The 15384-nt window shown below is 38.8% G+C and carries 16 protein-coding genes; 14 read left to right on the top strand and 2 right to left on the bottom strand.

Annotation, left to right across the window (positions count from 1 at the left end; all coding sequences use genetic code 11):
* Window positions 1–57: 57 nt before the first annotated feature.
* The gene (locus LCX93_RS00505) at window positions 58–957 is read right to left on the bottom strand and encodes a hypothetical protein (RefSeq protein ID WP_226067040.1); all 900 of its coding nucleotides are present in this window, start codon (window positions 955–957) and stop codon (window positions 58–60) included.
* Window positions 958–1268: 311 nt separating this feature from the next.
* Here LCX93_RS00505 and LCX93_RS00500 point away from each other — a divergent pair, with 311 nt between their 5' ends.
* The 11 genes from LCX93_RS00500 (at window position 1269) to LCX93_RS00450 (ending at window position 11019) form a co-directional block, all read left to right on the top strand.
* Window positions 1269–2291 (top strand): aminotransferase class I/II-fold pyridoxal phosphate-dependent enzyme, encoded by a 1023-nt coding sequence (locus tag LCX93_RS00500; protein WP_226067038.1) that lies wholly within the window; start codon window positions 1269–1271, stop codon window positions 2289–2291.
* On the top strand, window positions 2275–2706 hold the full coding sequence (locus LCX93_RS00495; protein ID WP_226067036.1) for a thioredoxin family protein: 432 nt from the start codon (window positions 2275–2277) through the stop codon (window positions 2704–2706). The genes LCX93_RS00500 and LCX93_RS00495 overlap by 17 nt, the downstream gene beginning before the upstream one ends.
* 3 nt (window positions 2707–2709) lie before the next feature.
* Window positions 2710–4101 carry a cobyric acid synthase gene (locus tag LCX93_RS00490; protein ID WP_226067034.1) on the top strand — a complete coding sequence of 464 codons (1392 nt, stop codon included), beginning with the start codon at window positions 2710–2712 and terminating at the stop codon, window positions 4099–4101.
* Window positions 4091–4936, top strand: a complete 846-nt coding sequence (gene cbiB / locus LCX93_RS00485) for an adenosylcobinamide-phosphate synthase CbiB (RefSeq protein ID WP_226067032.1) — start codon at window positions 4091–4093, stop codon at window positions 4934–4936. Before LCX93_RS00490 ends, cbiB begins: the two co-directional genes overlap by 11 nt.
* A gap of 24 nt (window positions 4937–4960) precedes the next feature.
* Window positions 4961–5836: an AraC family transcriptional regulator gene (locus LCX93_RS00480; RefSeq protein WP_226067030.1), complete on the top strand. Its 876-nt coding sequence runs from the start codon at window positions 4961–4963 to the stop codon at window positions 5834–5836.
* Between the two features lie 259 nt (window positions 5837–6095).
* The gene (locus LCX93_RS00475; RefSeq protein ID WP_226067028.1) at window positions 6096–7553 is read left to right on the top strand and encodes an NADP-dependent isocitrate dehydrogenase; all 1458 of its coding nucleotides are present in this window, start codon (window positions 6096–6098) and stop codon (window positions 7551–7553) included.
* A gap of 138 nt (window positions 7554–7691) precedes the next feature.
* Complete coding sequence (locus LCX93_RS00470; protein WP_226067026.1) at window positions 7692–8669, top strand: sodium-dependent bicarbonate transport family permease; 978 nt, start codon at window positions 7692–7694, stop codon at window positions 8667–8669.
* A gap of 3 nt (window positions 8670–8672) precedes the next feature.
* Window positions 8673–8951 carry a P-II family nitrogen regulator gene (locus tag LCX93_RS00465; RefSeq protein ID WP_193150893.1) on the top strand — a complete coding sequence of 93 codons (279 nt, stop codon included), beginning with the start codon at window positions 8673–8675 and terminating at the stop codon, window positions 8949–8951.
* Window positions 8952–8981: 30 nt separating this feature from the next.
* Window positions 8982–9824: a metallophosphoesterase gene (locus LCX93_RS00460; protein WP_226067024.1), complete on the top strand. Its 843-nt coding sequence runs from the start codon at window positions 8982–8984 to the stop codon at window positions 9822–9824.
* A 213-nt stretch (window positions 9825–10037) separates the two neighbouring features.
* Window positions 10038–10751, top strand: a complete 714-nt coding sequence (locus LCX93_RS00455) for a carbonic anhydrase (RefSeq protein ID WP_226067022.1) — start codon at window positions 10038–10040, stop codon at window positions 10749–10751.
* A gap of 58 nt (window positions 10752–10809) precedes the next feature.
* Window positions 10810–11019, top strand: coding sequence for a hypothetical protein (locus tag LCX93_RS00450; RefSeq protein ID WP_226067020.1), 210 nt, complete (start codon window positions 10810–10812; stop codon window positions 11017–11019).
* A 54-nt stretch (window positions 11020–11073) separates the two neighbouring features.
* Here LCX93_RS00450 and LCX93_RS00445 read toward each other — a convergent pair whose 3' ends face one another.
* Window positions 11074–11820: a complement resistance protein TraT gene (locus LCX93_RS00445; RefSeq protein ID WP_226067018.1), complete on the bottom strand. Its 747-nt coding sequence runs from the start codon at window positions 11818–11820 to the stop codon at window positions 11074–11076.
* Between the two features lie 127 nt (window positions 11821–11947).
* Between LCX93_RS00445 and LCX93_RS00440 the strand changes: the two genes are divergently transcribed.
* The 3 genes from LCX93_RS00440 to LCX93_RS00430 are packed head-to-tail and all read left to right on the top strand — an operon-like array spanning window position 11948 to window position 15340.
* Window positions 11948–13003 carry a nicotinate-nucleotide--dimethylbenzimidazole phosphoribosyltransferase gene (locus tag LCX93_RS00440; protein WP_226067016.1) on the top strand — a complete coding sequence of 352 codons (1056 nt, stop codon included), beginning with the start codon at window positions 11948–11950 and terminating at the stop codon, window positions 13001–13003.
* Between the two features lie 60 nt (window positions 13004–13063).
* On the top strand, window positions 13064–14653 hold the full coding sequence (locus tag LCX93_RS00435; protein ID WP_226067014.1) for a methyl-accepting chemotaxis protein: 1590 nt from the start codon (window positions 13064–13066) through the stop codon (window positions 14651–14653).
* An 18-nt stretch (window positions 14654–14671) separates the two neighbouring features.
* A complete protein-coding gene (locus tag LCX93_RS00430) occupies window positions 14672–15340 on the top strand; it encodes a response regulator transcription factor (RefSeq protein ID WP_226067012.1) in 669 nt (222 codons plus the stop codon).
* Window positions 15341–15384: the final 44 nt, after the last annotated feature.

Raw genomic sequence — 15384 nt, 5'->3', positions numbered from 1 at the left:
AAGCGTTCAGACAACGATCGAAGATAGCCAATAAATTTCCGCTAGGTAATTTATTGGCTACTCTGTTTTGTTATCCTCTATAATATTATCTTGTTTTAAAAGTAATGATTTTGATTTGTAAATTTCTTTTGGCAAAACAAATGTATTTTTATCTCTAAATGGATTTATTTTTTCAATAAAACCAAACAAAAGGGCAAGACTTGCGAAAGATAATGCAATACCCATTAAGTATGAAATCCATTTTGTAAATATACCTAATTGTAAATCATCAATATTAATTTTTTCTATATCTTCAAAAAAAGTTTTAATATGTATATCTGGAAAATTTAGATTAGATGAATAAGCTGTATAAAACAAAGAAAAGCCTATTGTAAGTAGAACAATACCAGAAATAATTTCACCATAATCAAAAGAACTTTTTTTTGTTTCTTTAGCTTCTTCTTCAATTAAGTCATAAGGCATTCTTTTTGCTGTTATAATTGGAGGTAGGTCATCAACTACTATTTTAAACTTAAAATCTGATACCCTTAATTTTCCATCAAAAAGGAACTTTACAACAAAGAAATCTTTTTGATTTAATAAATCAAAATTTAAAATTATTTTATTTTCTTCAAGTTTTAAATTAACTTCTCTACCTTCTGGGTAAATATACAGTATAACAACATCTATAATACTAATACTATTTGGTAGTTGAACTTCTAAAGGATGTATTAAATCTCTAATTGCGATATCGCCAGTATTAGCGACTAATAATTGTATTTCAGTTAAATTATCAACCTTCATACCCTTATATTTAATATCTAAAACTTTTTTAACATCATCATCAATATTGCTTAAAATTGATGATGTGAAATCTATGTAGGGTGTTAAAGATTTATTTATACTTTTTTCAAAATAATATTTTGCGAAAAAATATGTAGCAATAACACCAATTAAAACACTTATCCCTGTTTCCAATTTTTTTCCTTTTTTAAGATAACTACTTATTAACACATATTATAGGCAGAATAACCTTAAATCACACAATTAGCTATCATTCAAAATGTGTGTTAATTATTAAGAAGTCCAACAAATTCAAACAATTATGTACTTTTTATCAAAAAAATCATCTTTTGCTTAAAAATAAAGTGTTCGTTTAATCTTGTATACGAAAATAACCATATATTTTGTGTGTTATTTGTCAATATCCGTACATAACACACAAAATGTCGATTAAAGTTTTTCTCTCAAACCAAATAAAATTAGTAAACTTTTGGTAAAATCCGCGTATGAAACATGGTGCAAATATATATAAGTATGCAAAACGACTCGGGTGCAGCAGTGATGAAATTATTGATTTTTCATCAAACATCAATCTTTATCAACCCCAGACTGCGTTACATGTAAACAATGCCACTCTTGCAAAGTATGCTGAGAACAGCTACAAAGCACTGAAAAAAATCATTGCAGACAAATATGCTTTGAAAAAATCACAGATTGCGCTTTATAATGGAGCTACGGCTGCTATTTATGCGCTTCTTGATTCCTTAAAAGAAAAAAATGTCCTGCTCTATGCACCACTTTACGGAGAGTATGAAAAGGCGGCTTTGCGAAGTAAAAAAAATATTTACAAAATCAACCGTATTAAAAATTTAGATGCTCCGGTAAAGAAAAAGTCTATTGTGATTTTTGTCAATCCTGCCACACCTGAGGGAAGTTTTTATGAGATTGAAACACTTTTTAGAGAATGGAAAAAGAAAAAGTGCACTATTATTTTAGATGAGAGTTTTTTAGAATTTGAAGGGCACCCTTCTTTTCGCATGATGATACAAGAGTACAAAAAGCTCTATATCGTTCAGTCGTTTTCAAAGTTTTACAGCTGTGCGGGAGTGCGGATAGGGGCTGTTTTTTCACACAAAAAAAATATCAAAAAACTGCAGCCGCCACTTTGGAACATCTCTTCGCTTGATGTGGAGTTTTTGAAAGAACGTCTCCAGGATGAAGCCTTTAAAAACGAAAGCTTAGCCTTACATGTACGCCAAAAACAGGAACTGCTTACAATTTTAAAAAGTTGTGGGCTGTTTGAACAAATTGTCCAGAGTGATGCGAACTTCATCTTAGTGCACTCGCCAAAAGCGGAGGAAATATTTACGCACCTGCTCACACATAAGATACTTGTGCGAACCTGCGGGAGTTTTGACTATCTTACAGACGAATGGCTCCGCTTTGCCGTCAAAGACAGCAGTTCACATGCAGCGCTCAAATATGCGCTTACAACTTACAATGGAGAAACAGATGAAAATCATACTTAGTATGCTATTGCTAGTCCTTAGCCTCTTTGGACGCGCCGACTTGGACGAATATGCTCAAAAAATGGGCTTTGAGCGTGACTATTACACGGCACTTGCCAAGGCAAAAAAAGCGCATCGTCCGCTGATGCTTGTCGTCACCAAAGCCGAATGTCCCTGGTGTGACCGTCTGGAAGACCGTACATTTACCGACCCCACAGTACATGCGCGCCTGAAAAAAGAGGTGATTGTTGTGCTTGTGTATAAAAACTTTGATGAGGGAGAGTACCCTGCTGAGAAATTTCCGGCACCTTTTAGCCCGCGTACGTTTCTTATAGACCCTGATACGCAAAAAACCCTGCTCATCATCAACGGTTATGTCAAACCGGATAATTTCCTTGAGAATCTTGACAAACTCAATATGCTGTGGCAAGACTAAACAATGCACTCTTTGAGCATCTTTGGCACAAGCAGTGATGCAGGCAAATCCACGCTTAGCTTTGCCTTGACCTATCTTTTGCACCACAGAGGAATTCGTGTTGCCCCTTTTAAAGCACAGAATGTCTCAAATAATTCTCTTGTTACAGACATTAGAGCAGGAGAGATTGCCATTCCTCAAGCCTTTGCCGCTGAGGCGATTGGGCTCAAAACAACCCCGCTTTTTAATCCCATACTCTTAAAATCAGGCGGAGCGAGCAGAGCCCACATGATTATCAACGGCAAAAGTGTCGGCGATACCGATGTTTGGAGCTACTACAAAGATATGAAACGGCTCAGACCCATCGTCAAAGAGGCATTTACTGCCCTGCAAAAAGAGTATGACTGCATCATCGCCGAGGGGGCCGGCAGTCCGGTTGAACTCAACCTGATGGACAAAGACCTCTCAAACATCTATGTGGCACAAGAGTTTCAGACAAAAATAGTGCTTGTCGCAGACATTCAAAGAGGCGGTGTTTTTGCCTCCATTTACGGTGTGTACCATCTTTTGCCCAAACAGCTTCGTAAAAACGTTATCGGTGTTATTGTCAATAAATTTCAGGGAGATATGTCTTTGTTTGATGAAGGAGTCCAAATCATTGAGAAAGATTTTGGCATCAAAGTTTTAGGCGTCGTTCCCTTTCGCCCTTTTAATCTCGGCTTTGAAGACTCTGCTTCGCTGATGGGCTACACACAGGACACTTCTCACTCCATCATAAAAGTCGGCGTTATCAAACTCCCGCACATCAGTAACTTTACCGACTTTGAGCCTCTTGTTGTTGATGCGGAAATTGAGCTGAACTTTGTTGCCAGTGTAAGTGAAGCCAAGCATTATGACCTGCTCATCATTCCCGGAAGCAAGCGGGTTGTCGATGACTTGCTTTGGCTGAAAAAACGCGGCTTTGAAACTCTCTTACACGATAAAAACAGACATATCATAGCAATCTGCGGAGGGTATGAGATGCTGTTTGAAAAGATTCTTGACCCGGAGCATATAGAATCAGAAAAAGAGATGACACAGGGATTTGGACGCTTCAAAGGAAATGTTGTTTTTCAAAAAGAAAAAATTGTACAAAAAGGCTGTTATAACCTGCAGGGCGTTATGGTAGAGGGGTATGAGATCCATAACGCGGTCGCCAAAAAACGTTCCAAAAAAAAGAAAAACCTCTACGGTACTTTTGTACACGGAATTTTTGAGAATGATGCCTTTCGCTATAAAGTCTTTCACGGACTCAACAAAAAGTACAAAGGCTACAATTTTAAAGCATTTAAAAAAGATGCCATTGCCGATTTTGCCGAGCATATTACTTTACATGTAAACATAGACGCTATTCAAAAGGCACTACATGATACATAACATTTTCATCGCACTCTTTGCCTACCTCATCGATAGAAAATTCGGGGAGTTCTCTTTCATAAAACATCCGGTGATTGTGATAGGCGAGATTATCACTTTTTTTGAAGAGAAATTTTACAAAGATTCTATAACACGCGGCTGTTTGTTAGTGCTGTTTGTGCTGGGGATTGTGAGTTTTTTCAGTATTTCGCTTTATCTCTATCTGCAGTTTTTCAACTCCTTTTTAAACATTCTCATCAGTTCGTTGATAGCCTCCATGTTTATCGCACACAAGATGCTTCGTGATGCTGTTGAGAATGTCTTACATGTAAAGAACAAAAAAGAGGCGATTGCCATGCTGGTATCACGCGATACGCAAGAGATGAGTGAGAGTGACGTCTACAAGGCGGCGATTGAGACCTATGCGGAGAATCTGAGTGACGGTGTTGTCGCCCCGATTTTTTATCTGCTGCTTTTTAATCTGCCGGGCATTATCATCTACAAAGCCATCAACACAATGGACTCCATGGTCGGCTACAAAAATGAAAAATACGAAAAATTCGGAAAATGTGCGGCAAGACTCGATGACTTTGCAAACTTCATCCCCTCACGGCTGACGGCACTGCTCATCATGCTCCTTGCAAAACAAAAAAACATTTTTGCTTTTTATGCAGACGGCAAAAAGCACGAAAGCCCAAATGCAGGACATCCCATCACCGCTATGGCACTTGCCTTACATGTAAAGCTAGGCGGTGACACATCTTACTTTGGCAAAATAAAGAAAAAAGCCCATTTTGGCAGAGGCAAAGAGAAAATAGAAAAAAAAGATGTGCAAAAAGCACTCAAACTCCTTTAACCCGAATTATGCAATAATTACATTATGAAGCGAGAAACACTCAATAAAAAAACACAAATCTCAAACGATATACTCTACTATATATACACAAATATAGATACAGACATCAATATGGATGAGTTGGCCCAGCAGTTTAACATCAGCAAAGTCTATATGCACAAAATTTACAAAGAGGTTTTCGGAAGAAATATTTATGAAAGCATCAAATCTATCCGACTGCAAAAAGCCTCTTCTTTGCTGCTGACAAACAAATATTCCACTATCACCCAGATAGCCGCTTTATGCGGATACAGCTCACAGACCTCTTTTATCCGTGTTTTTAAAGAGAGATTTTCCATGACCCCTACGGCATGGAAAAAAGGCGGGCATAAAGCATACTCTCAAACAATTCTTGCAGAATCAAAAAAAGCAATCGCTTCCAATGCCACCTATAACAACATTGAAGCGACTATAGTCAATATGCCCCAAATCGAAGTTTACTATATGCGGCACAACGGATACAATGACCAAATCAAACAAACCTGGCAGAAAGTGCAGACATGGACCTACAGCAACAACATTAAAGATTACGAGCATATCGCCCTTTTTCATGACAACCCTACCGTCACCCACCTCGAAGAGTGCCAGTATGTCGCCTGCATAAAAGTCAATGATAAAAGCAAAATTGATTACGAAAGACTGCCAAAACTCAACATTGCAAAAGGTGTCTATGCCAAATTTGACATTACCGGTGCCGATGGAGATTTTTTGCACTTTTTATACTGGGTTTACACCGAATGGCTTCCAAACAGTGAATACGAAACAACAACCCAACCACCCTATGCCATCTACAAAAAGAACAAATATCTCTCTGACGACAATCATTTTGATTTAAGCTTTTACCTCTCAATCAAGTTTTAACACAAACCCCTTTAAACAGGCACATTCAGAAGTGTTAATTTTCCAAAAGTAAATATTTTAAATAAAAATTGAAGATATATAGAATAATATTTGCATATAAACAGATTAAAAATAGATAATTTTAATAATAAAACCTGTAAAGACTTAATCTTTTATTTTTATTAAAATACCGGCATGTTTTCAAATGCAGGTGGAAATCATTATCAAAATGATGATTTCTCAAATATTATGAAGAAGAATTCTATTAAGGAGAATTAAAATGGCAAAAAGAACTATTACAGTAGCACGCGGAGACGGAATCGGTCCGGAGATTATGGATGCGAGTATCAGAGTACTTGATGCTGCAGGTGCAGATGTAGAGTGGGAACACATTGATGTTGGAGAAAAAGTATACCTTGCAGGGAATACTTCAGGAATTACTGATGAGGCATGGGCATCTATCAAGAAGAACAAAGTGCTTTTCAAGGCACCTATTACAACACCTCAGGGAGGCGGATACAAAAGTTTAAATGTCACTATCCGTAAAACACTTGGTTTGTATGCAAATGTTCGTCCGGCTATCTCTTATGATCCGTTTATACCTTCAAGATATCCGGGTATGAATGTTGTCACTATTCGTGAGAATGAAGAAGATTTATACGCAGGGATAGAGCATCAGCAAACGCCTGAAGTAACACAGTGTCTTAAAATCATTACAAGACCGGGTTGTGAAAAAATATGCCAGTACGCATTTGAGTATGCCAAAGCATACGGCAGAAAAAGAATCACATGTATGATCAAAGACAACATCATGAAAATAACAGATGGTCTTTTTGTAAAAGTATTCTACGAAACTGCCAAAAACTACCCTGAAATTCAGGCGGATGACTGGATTATAGACATCGGTATGGCAAAACTTGTAGATGCTCCTGAAGATTTTGACATGGTGTTAATGCCTAACCTTTACGGAGATGTTGCAACAGACATCCTTGGACTTATGACCGGTTCTGTAGGGATTGCTCCGGGTGCAAATGTTGGTGCGGATATCGCAATGTATGAAGCGATTCACGGTTCTGCGCCTCGTCATGCAGGGAAGAACAAAGCAAACCCGTCAGGTCTTTTACTCTCTGGCGTGATGATGATGGTTCAGGTTGGTCAACCGGAAGTAGCTGAAAAAGTACACAATGCCTGGTTGAAAACCATTGAAGACGGTATCGTGACATACGATCTTGCAAGAAAACTTAAAGCGCAGGGCAAAGAACACACTGAAGTGGGAACAAAAGAGTTCGCTGATGCAGTAATCGAGAGACTTGGTCAAGAGCCGTCAACACTTGCTCCGGTAAGATATGACAAAGCGATTCAGATCAAAAAACCTGTTCTTTCAAATGTAAGAAGCGAAAAAATGGATCTTATCGGTGTCGATATCTTTACAAGAGATGACTGTGATGCTAATACTATCGGTGACAAGCTGGTTGAACTGGCAAAAGATACAGGTATGGCACTCAAAATGATCTCGAACCGTGGTCAGAAAGTCTACCCGAACGGTCATCCGGAAACTTTCCTGACAGACCACTGGAGATGTAGATACTATGCTAAAAACCAAGGAGATATCATAAGTAACAGTGATATTACAGATATGATGAACAGAATTGATGCAGCAGGCATAGAGGTTATCAAAACTGAAAACCTTTATATGCTTAACGGTGAACGCGCCTACTCTTTAGGGCAAGGCGAATAAAAACCGTACCTTTATCCCTCCTTTTTTAGGGGAAAAGGAGGGATAAACCACATAAAGATAAAGGTTTGTTTTGCTACACTACAGATAAAAAATCTGAAAATAAACAGATACCGCCTTTATGCAATAGGAGTTTAAAAAATGAATATCGATATAATTTTACAAAATATGCTAAACCCACCTGTTTTGTTCTTTTTTTTGGGAATGCTGGCCATTTTCTTAAAATCTGACTTAACTATTCCGCAGCCATTACCTAAACTGTTTTCTCTGTATCTGCTTATAGCAATCGGTTTGCACGGTGGGCATGAACTTTCCCAAAGCGGACTCAGTACATACATCTTTAAAGCCCTGCTTATCGCCGTAGTTATGTCTATGCTTGTCCCGGTATACAGTTTTTTTATCTTAAGAATGAAAATAGATGTTTATAATGCCATAGCCATTGCGGCGACTTTTGGATCTATCAGTGCTGTTACTTTTATTACAGGGATTACCTATCTTGACACTATAGGTGTTGCGCATGGCGGGTTTATGGTTGCGTCTATGGCACTCATGGAATCACCGGCTATTGTTATAGGCCTGGTTTTTGCAGCACTCTTTGCCAAAAGTTCTGACGCAGAAGATGAAAATACCAGTATAAAAGAAATTTTACGGGAAGCATTTTTAAACCCTTCTGTATTTTTACTTATAGGCGCGCTTGCCATTGGGATATTGACAGGAGACAAAGGATGGCACTCTATGGAGCCACTTTTTGGAACGCTCTTTAAAGGGATGCTTGCATTTTTCCTTCTTGACATGGGTCTTGTTGCAGCAAGAAAAATTCATGAACTGAAAAAAGTGGGAATGTTTTTGATAGGATTTGCACTCATTATGCCGATGGTCAATGCCTCTGTAGCTGTAGCGGTAGCCTATTTCTTCGGAATTGAAAAAGGGGATGCTTTTCTTTTGGCACTGCTCAGTGCGAGTGCCTCTTATATCGCCGTTCCGGCAGCTATGAGACTCTCTGTACCTGAAGCAAATCCGGGAATCTATCTACCGTTAAGTCTGGCAGTTACCTTCCCATTCAACATTTCATTAGGTATACCGTTGTACTATTATATGATAACAACATTTTGGGGGTAAAAGATGAAAAAAATCGAAGTCATCATTGAGTCTGTTTATATAAAGAGACTCTTAAAAGTTTTTAAAAAGCATAAGATAGGCGGGTATACTGTCATCAAAGATGTAGAAGGCTATGGGGGTCACGGTTTTCAGACAGCAGATGATGTCTCGGATGTACTGAGCAATATCCTGGTCTTTAGTGTTTGCAAAAAAGAACTGTTAGAGAACATGCAAAAAGATCTTAAAAAGTTTTTGGAGACATACGGGGGAAAATGTATTGTCAGTGATGCTACATTACTGTAGAGCATATTTAAACAAAGAGAGGGAAAAACAATGTCACAAATATCACGAAGAAACTTTTTAAAGAGTGCAGTAGTCGCCGGTGCGATGCCTTTAATGGCCGCCGCTCAGACAGATTCGAAAAAAACACTGAAGTTTATACATGTCACAGATTCGCATATGGATCTGAGTGACAGTGACAGTGTCGAAGCGATGCAGCTTATGGCTGACTTTATCAACAAAAACTACAAAGATTTGGACTTTGTGCTTTTTGGCGGAGACAACTTTAACAACAATGCGCCCAAAGACAGTGACGCACTGAAATTTAAAGAGATTGCCGACACACTTCACTGTCCTTACTACACAGTCAGAGGAAACAAAGAGTCTTTTCCAAGCGGTGACAAACAGATCAATCTCCAAGAGTTTAAAAATATGTTCTGCAGTGCAAAAGAGTTACATGTAGAGGGGAAAGACTGGCTTTTGGCAACAAAGGGCTACAATATTTTAGGGCTTGACAGCTGTATAGAAAACCATAACAACGGAGCCTACACACAAGAGACAATGGCTTTTGCGGAAAAAGTTCTCAAACAGAACAAACCGACAGTGATACTCAACCACCATCCCTATACAAACTACTGGGGCGGCACAGAAGAAAAAGATATTCACAAATACGTTTTAAATAATACACTAGAAGTGCAAAAAAGGCTCTTTCCATATCCTAACCTGATTCTGACACTCTCAGGGCACAAACATATTGACTCGGTCAAAGAAATACAGGGAACCAAAGTTGTCGTCACACGCGGTTTTGTCCGTCCTCTTGATCTGGACATGTACCCGATGCGATATGTTGAACTGAGCGGAAACACAATTCACGAAAAACTTATTTATACAGCCTGATTTAGTATCTATTAAGTATCCTAAACTTATAATATATAAGACATCTCTACTGCCATTAAGTTAAGAAAATTAATGCTTTCTCGGAACCGGTACTTCAGTGCCGGCTGTTGCAATAGTCTTACCGCTCTCAGCCCGGACTGAAGTCCGCGTTCCAAAAAAATACTTAACTTAATGGCGTTTAGGAGTACCCACCTAAAATAAGGAAACGAATTTATGAAAAAGTTTAGTACAGCAACTTTGGCACTGATGGCAGGTGCTACAATGGCATTTGCCGGTGTTGAAGCACATTGGGACTATGCAAAACACGGCCCTCAGGACTGGGGACACTTCAGTAAAACCTGCAAAGAGGGCAAAGAACAGTCTCCCATCAATATAGAAACAGAAAAAACACAGCAACTGGACCATAGCTACACAATCAAACTTTCCGAAGACTACAAAGGTGTTTCCACTGTTGTGGACAACGGGCACTCTCTTAAAGTCACCCCGGTTGATGCAGGCTATGTTTCACTGCACGCAAAAGAGTACAAATTAAAACAGTTTCATTTTCACGGTATGAGCGAGCACACAATTGACGGCAGAAGATACAATGCAGTCGCGCATTTTGTCCATATGGCAAAAGACGGGTCGGTAGCTGTTATAGCTGTAATGTTTGAAGTGGGCGAAGAGAATCCTGCATTAACAAAAATTCTCAATGCCAAAGCAAAAGTCACCATAAATCCCAATGACCTCTTGCCAGAAGATACCGACCACTACTATCATTACAAAGGCTCTTTTACCACACCTCCTTGTACAGAAGGTGTAGAGTGGTATATTTTTAAAGATACTGTCAACATCTCAAAATCACAACTCGATGCTTTAAGAAAATACTACAGAAACAATGAAAGACCGACACAGCCACTTAATAAAAGAGTTGTCCAAACAAAATAAGACTTACAAAATTTAGTCAAAGTTAGTATATTTTGGCTAAAATTTGCTAAAATATTTTATGAAAATAACTATTAACGACTACAACCTCCAAAACCTGGAAACATTTACGCAAATCCTTAAAAAAGATGAAAGTACCCTTATCAATGAAGCCCTTGAACTCTATTTTGAAGAACAGCAGAAAAAACTGCTTGAAAAAAATCTTGCAGATGAAAATGCACTGACTAATTTGGATTATGATGAATTCTGGGATGGTGTGGATATTGACTAGAAAGCTTATGGACGGGTAGAAAGAACAGTTTACAAACTGCTCTTTCTGATTTTGTTAAAATACACCTGCAATTGAACGAGCAAGTGCTTTTTCAAGAACCGGACGTGCTTCGTCAAATTTTAAATTCATTTTATTTGCAGTTGAAATAATACGCGTACGGTACGTTTTCCATTTTACTTTGCCGCCTTTAATGTCTTGCTGTACTTTTGTAGAGCTTCCCTGTGCCAAAGATGCCTGCTGTGTTTGTGTTACAACTTCACCAGCAAGTGGTCTCTCACGGATTTGTAAATCAGTTACCATTACATATACTGTATCTTCTACCAAGGCATCTCCAAGAAAACCAAGTGCAGCACCTGCTAATCCTATCGCAGCACTCGTACGTCCGCCACCGCCTAATGAGTATGATGTTGCAGCACCTAAAGCACCCCCGGTTAATGCCGCACCAAAACTGGAGCCCATCATAGCCTGCGCTTCTCTTAAGTCACTTTTACCGACTTTTAGAATATTTCCCTGGAGCATATATGTTGCTTTCTTTGGATCATTCGTTATTTTATAGCCTTTGGCTCTAAACTCGTTAGCGATTGCAGTCTTAACATCAACCTGCTTGTCAGAAGTATTTCTCATATCAAAGTAGATAATCTTTTCTTCCGGGCTCACAGGCTCCAAAAATACAGTTTCAGACATTTTTGTCTGTACATCAAGATTTCTCTTTTTTACGGCTGTCTTCATCGCACTACAACCACTAAACCCAACTAAAACCAACGCCATCAGCGACGCTATAATAACACTTTTTTTCAACATATAACTATGCTCCTCTTAATTAAAATCAGTTTTAATTCTAACAGTAAAAACTTAAACTATCCAAAATATATTGAAACAAAAGAAAATATTTGTAATTTTTGTTACAATTAGAAAAAAGATTCTTATAATGCAAACATATAATATACTGACAAACGATTTGGACTCCCTTCCTGAGGGAAAAGCTGATTTTTTACTTGCCGCAAGTGTCACAAAGACCTGTGAAATAGACGGGATCACCCAGGCCGGGATTCCGGGGATGATTCCGCTTACCCCTACCCTTGACGCCGAATACATAAGTCATGAAAAAGTTTTCTCTTTGGGCGAGCTTGCCGAAACACCTACAGGTGTCCCTAGTCCTGCACTTATTACCCGTGCGGTACATAATCTTACACCCTTCAGCACTATAGAAATTTTGGATTTGGGGTTTGTCACCCAGCCGAAAAACTGTACCACGCACCACTTTGACATCCATCCCTCCCAGGCAATAGACAAAGGTGCCGATATCAATGCAAAAGAGATATTTGCAAAAGGCATGAAGTTTGGAAAGGCCTATGAGCTCAAAGGCAACTATCTGGTTTTAGGAGAAAGTACCCCGGCAGGCACAACAACAGCAACCGCTTCCGTCTTGGCACTCGGTTATGACTGTGCGGATGATTTTTCTTCAAGTTTCTTCCATGTACCGAGCGACATCAAGAGTCAAACAATCAACAAAGCCCTCAGTCTCATCAACAGTGACATGGACAATTTTGAAAAACTTGGCATTGTCAGTGATAATATGCTTCTTTTTTGTGCCGGATTTTTGCTTGAAGCTTCCAAGCGGTTTGAAATAGTTTTGGCAGGAGGAACACAGATGGCAGCCTGTCTCTTAATCGCCGACAGACTCAGAGAAGATGTTTTGATGCGGGTCAAACATGACAACATTACCCTGGCAACCACGCAGTGGGTCACAAAGGACAAGAACTCCGATATTGCCCATATTTTAGAGCAGTTAAGCTATACACCCCATACACTCTACACAACATTCAGTTTTGCAAAAACCCAGATACCCATACTCAAAAAGTATGACGAGGGCGAAGCAAAAGAGGGTGTTGGCGCAGGTGGTGCCCTTGCTTACGCAGTGCAAAACAGCATACAAAACCAAGAACTTTTGGAGCAGATTGAGTATTTAATATACAGCATGTAATCTTGAAAAGAGTTTCTTTGGCTATAATTATTTAAAAAATTTCACTAACAAGGTATTTTTATGCTAACATCGGTAAAATCGAAAGTCATCTTTTCCATTGTCACACTGAGCATACTCGGGCTCATCGGAATGTCCTACTACCTCTCTTCGACCCTGCATTCTCTTTCCAACAGCACAACAAAAAAATCTCTAAAGATGCTGAGTGAGTCCATTTTTCAGACGATGACAACAAGTATGATGATGGGAGATCCTGAAGTTGTACAGACCGCTTTTGAAAGTGCAAAAAAAATTGACGGGATTGATGACCTGAAGATTATAAAATCACAAGCCGTGATTGCTGTTTATGCTCCGGAGGAAAAATATACCAAAAATCCTCTTATACAGGAAGTTTTGCAAAACAAACAGACAAAAATTATCGAAAAAAATGAAAACGGGCACCATATTATTCGCATGATAAAACCTATGATAGCCGAAAAACGCTGTCTGCAGTGTCACTACAATGCAGAAGTCGGGTATGCTCTTGGAGCAATGGATTTGACAATATCTCTTGACAAAAACGATGAAGAGATTACACAGACAAACACAACGCTTATCATCTCTTTGATTATCGGAGGTATCGCTTTTAGTATTGTTGCTCTCATTTTTTTCAGCCGTGAAATTTTTACACCGCTGAACAATCTCAAAGAAAGAATTGCAGACCTTGTCCGTGGAGACAAAGACCTGACAAAACGACTCTCATACAAAAAAGGCAATGAGTTTGGTGAAACTGCCAATGAAGTCAATCACTTTATAGAGATGATACAATCTACCATAAATGAGGTAAAATCTCTCGGTGAACAAAACAATGAAATTGCTTCTGAAATAGAAATTTCCTCCCATGTCATACGCAAGGGGGTACAGCAGGAGAGAGAAATTGTTTCCAAAGCAAGCCAAAAAACAGAAGATATCCAAAAGATTTTAGATGAAACCATAGAGGCAGCCACTGTTACACAGGAAACGATTCTCAATGCCGAAAAAGAACTCGAATCAGCACACAGCTCTTTGGCAAAACTCAACAGTGAAGTAGAACATTTTGTAGAGAGTGAAAACGAACTCTCCGGTGAACTTCTGGTTCTCAAAGATGATGCCGATCAGGTCAAAGATGTCTTAAGTGTCATCAAAGAGATAGCCGAACAGACAAATCTTTTAGCCCTCAATGCCGCCATAGAAGCTGCGCGCGCAGGAGAACACGGACGCGGATTTGCCGTGGTTGCCGATGAAGTCAGAAAACTGGCTGAACGTACCCAGAAAAGTTTGGCAGAGATAGACATCAACGTCAGTACCATTGTGCAGGCTATCAATGACGTCAGTGACAAGATGACAGTCAATGCACAAAACATAGAAGCCCTTGTCAATATATCTGATGATGTGGAACAAAAAATCACGACAACTTCCAAAGCGATGCAAACCTCTTCACAGATGGCAAACAAATCAAAAGATGACAGTGAAAAAATGTCGCAAAACATTCAAGAAATCATTCACTATATAGGAAAGATAGAAACCCTTTCCACCGCGAACGGCACAAGTGTCGTCAGTATAGAAGCTGATTTGCAAAAACTCGTACAGGTTGCCTCTTCTTTACAGAAAACAATCGACGAATTCAAAAGCTAAGGAAAAAAACTCCCGGTCATGAATATTTTAATAGTAGAAGATTATGTGATTGTTGCAAAACAACTTGCAAAATTTCTCAAAGCGGAAGGGTATCACTGTGATGTTGCTTTTGGTTACAGAGAAGCCCAGCAGTTGATTGATGAAAACCATTATGCACTGATTCTTCTCGACTGGAATCTTGGTGACGGTGATGGTTTGATACTTTTAAGAGAGATACGTGACTTGGGCATTCAGACACCTGTTTTTATGCTCTCAGCAAACGCTGAAGTCAATGACAGAGTATCTGTTTTAGACAGTGGCGCTGATGATTATTTATGTAAACCATACTCAACAGTGGAGCTTTTGGCAAGAGTGCGTGCTTTGTTGCGTCGTGAAAACAGTATCAAAAAAACTGAAATCACTATTGGCAATGTCACTTTGCTCGAAAGCAACAGAGAGGTATTTGTCGGAAAAGAAAAAATAGAATTAACGACTGCGGAATTTGATCTTTTGGAGTTAATGATGAAAAATCCAAATCAGGTTTTAACACGCTATCAATTAAGTGAGCATATCAACAAAAGCAATTATTCTGTCAAACACAGCAATCTTGTTGATGTACATGTAAAAAATATTCGAAAAAAGCTTCAAAATAAAGAGTTTATAAAAAGTATCCGCGGGGTAGGATACAAAATAGAAAAATCTTCATAAAAATCTTTCAATCTTCATTTTTTTTTCATAAAACTGTTTTAAAG

Origin of the sequence: Sulfurimonas sp. SWIR-19, assembly GCF_020410885.1 — a bacterium.
GTDB classification, from domain to species: Bacteria; Campylobacterota; Campylobacteria; order Campylobacterales; family Sulfurimonadaceae; genus Sulfurimonas; species Sulfurimonas sediminis.
Note: the sequence above shows the minus strand (reverse complement) of the source record. Positions and strands in the feature narration are given on the sequence as shown.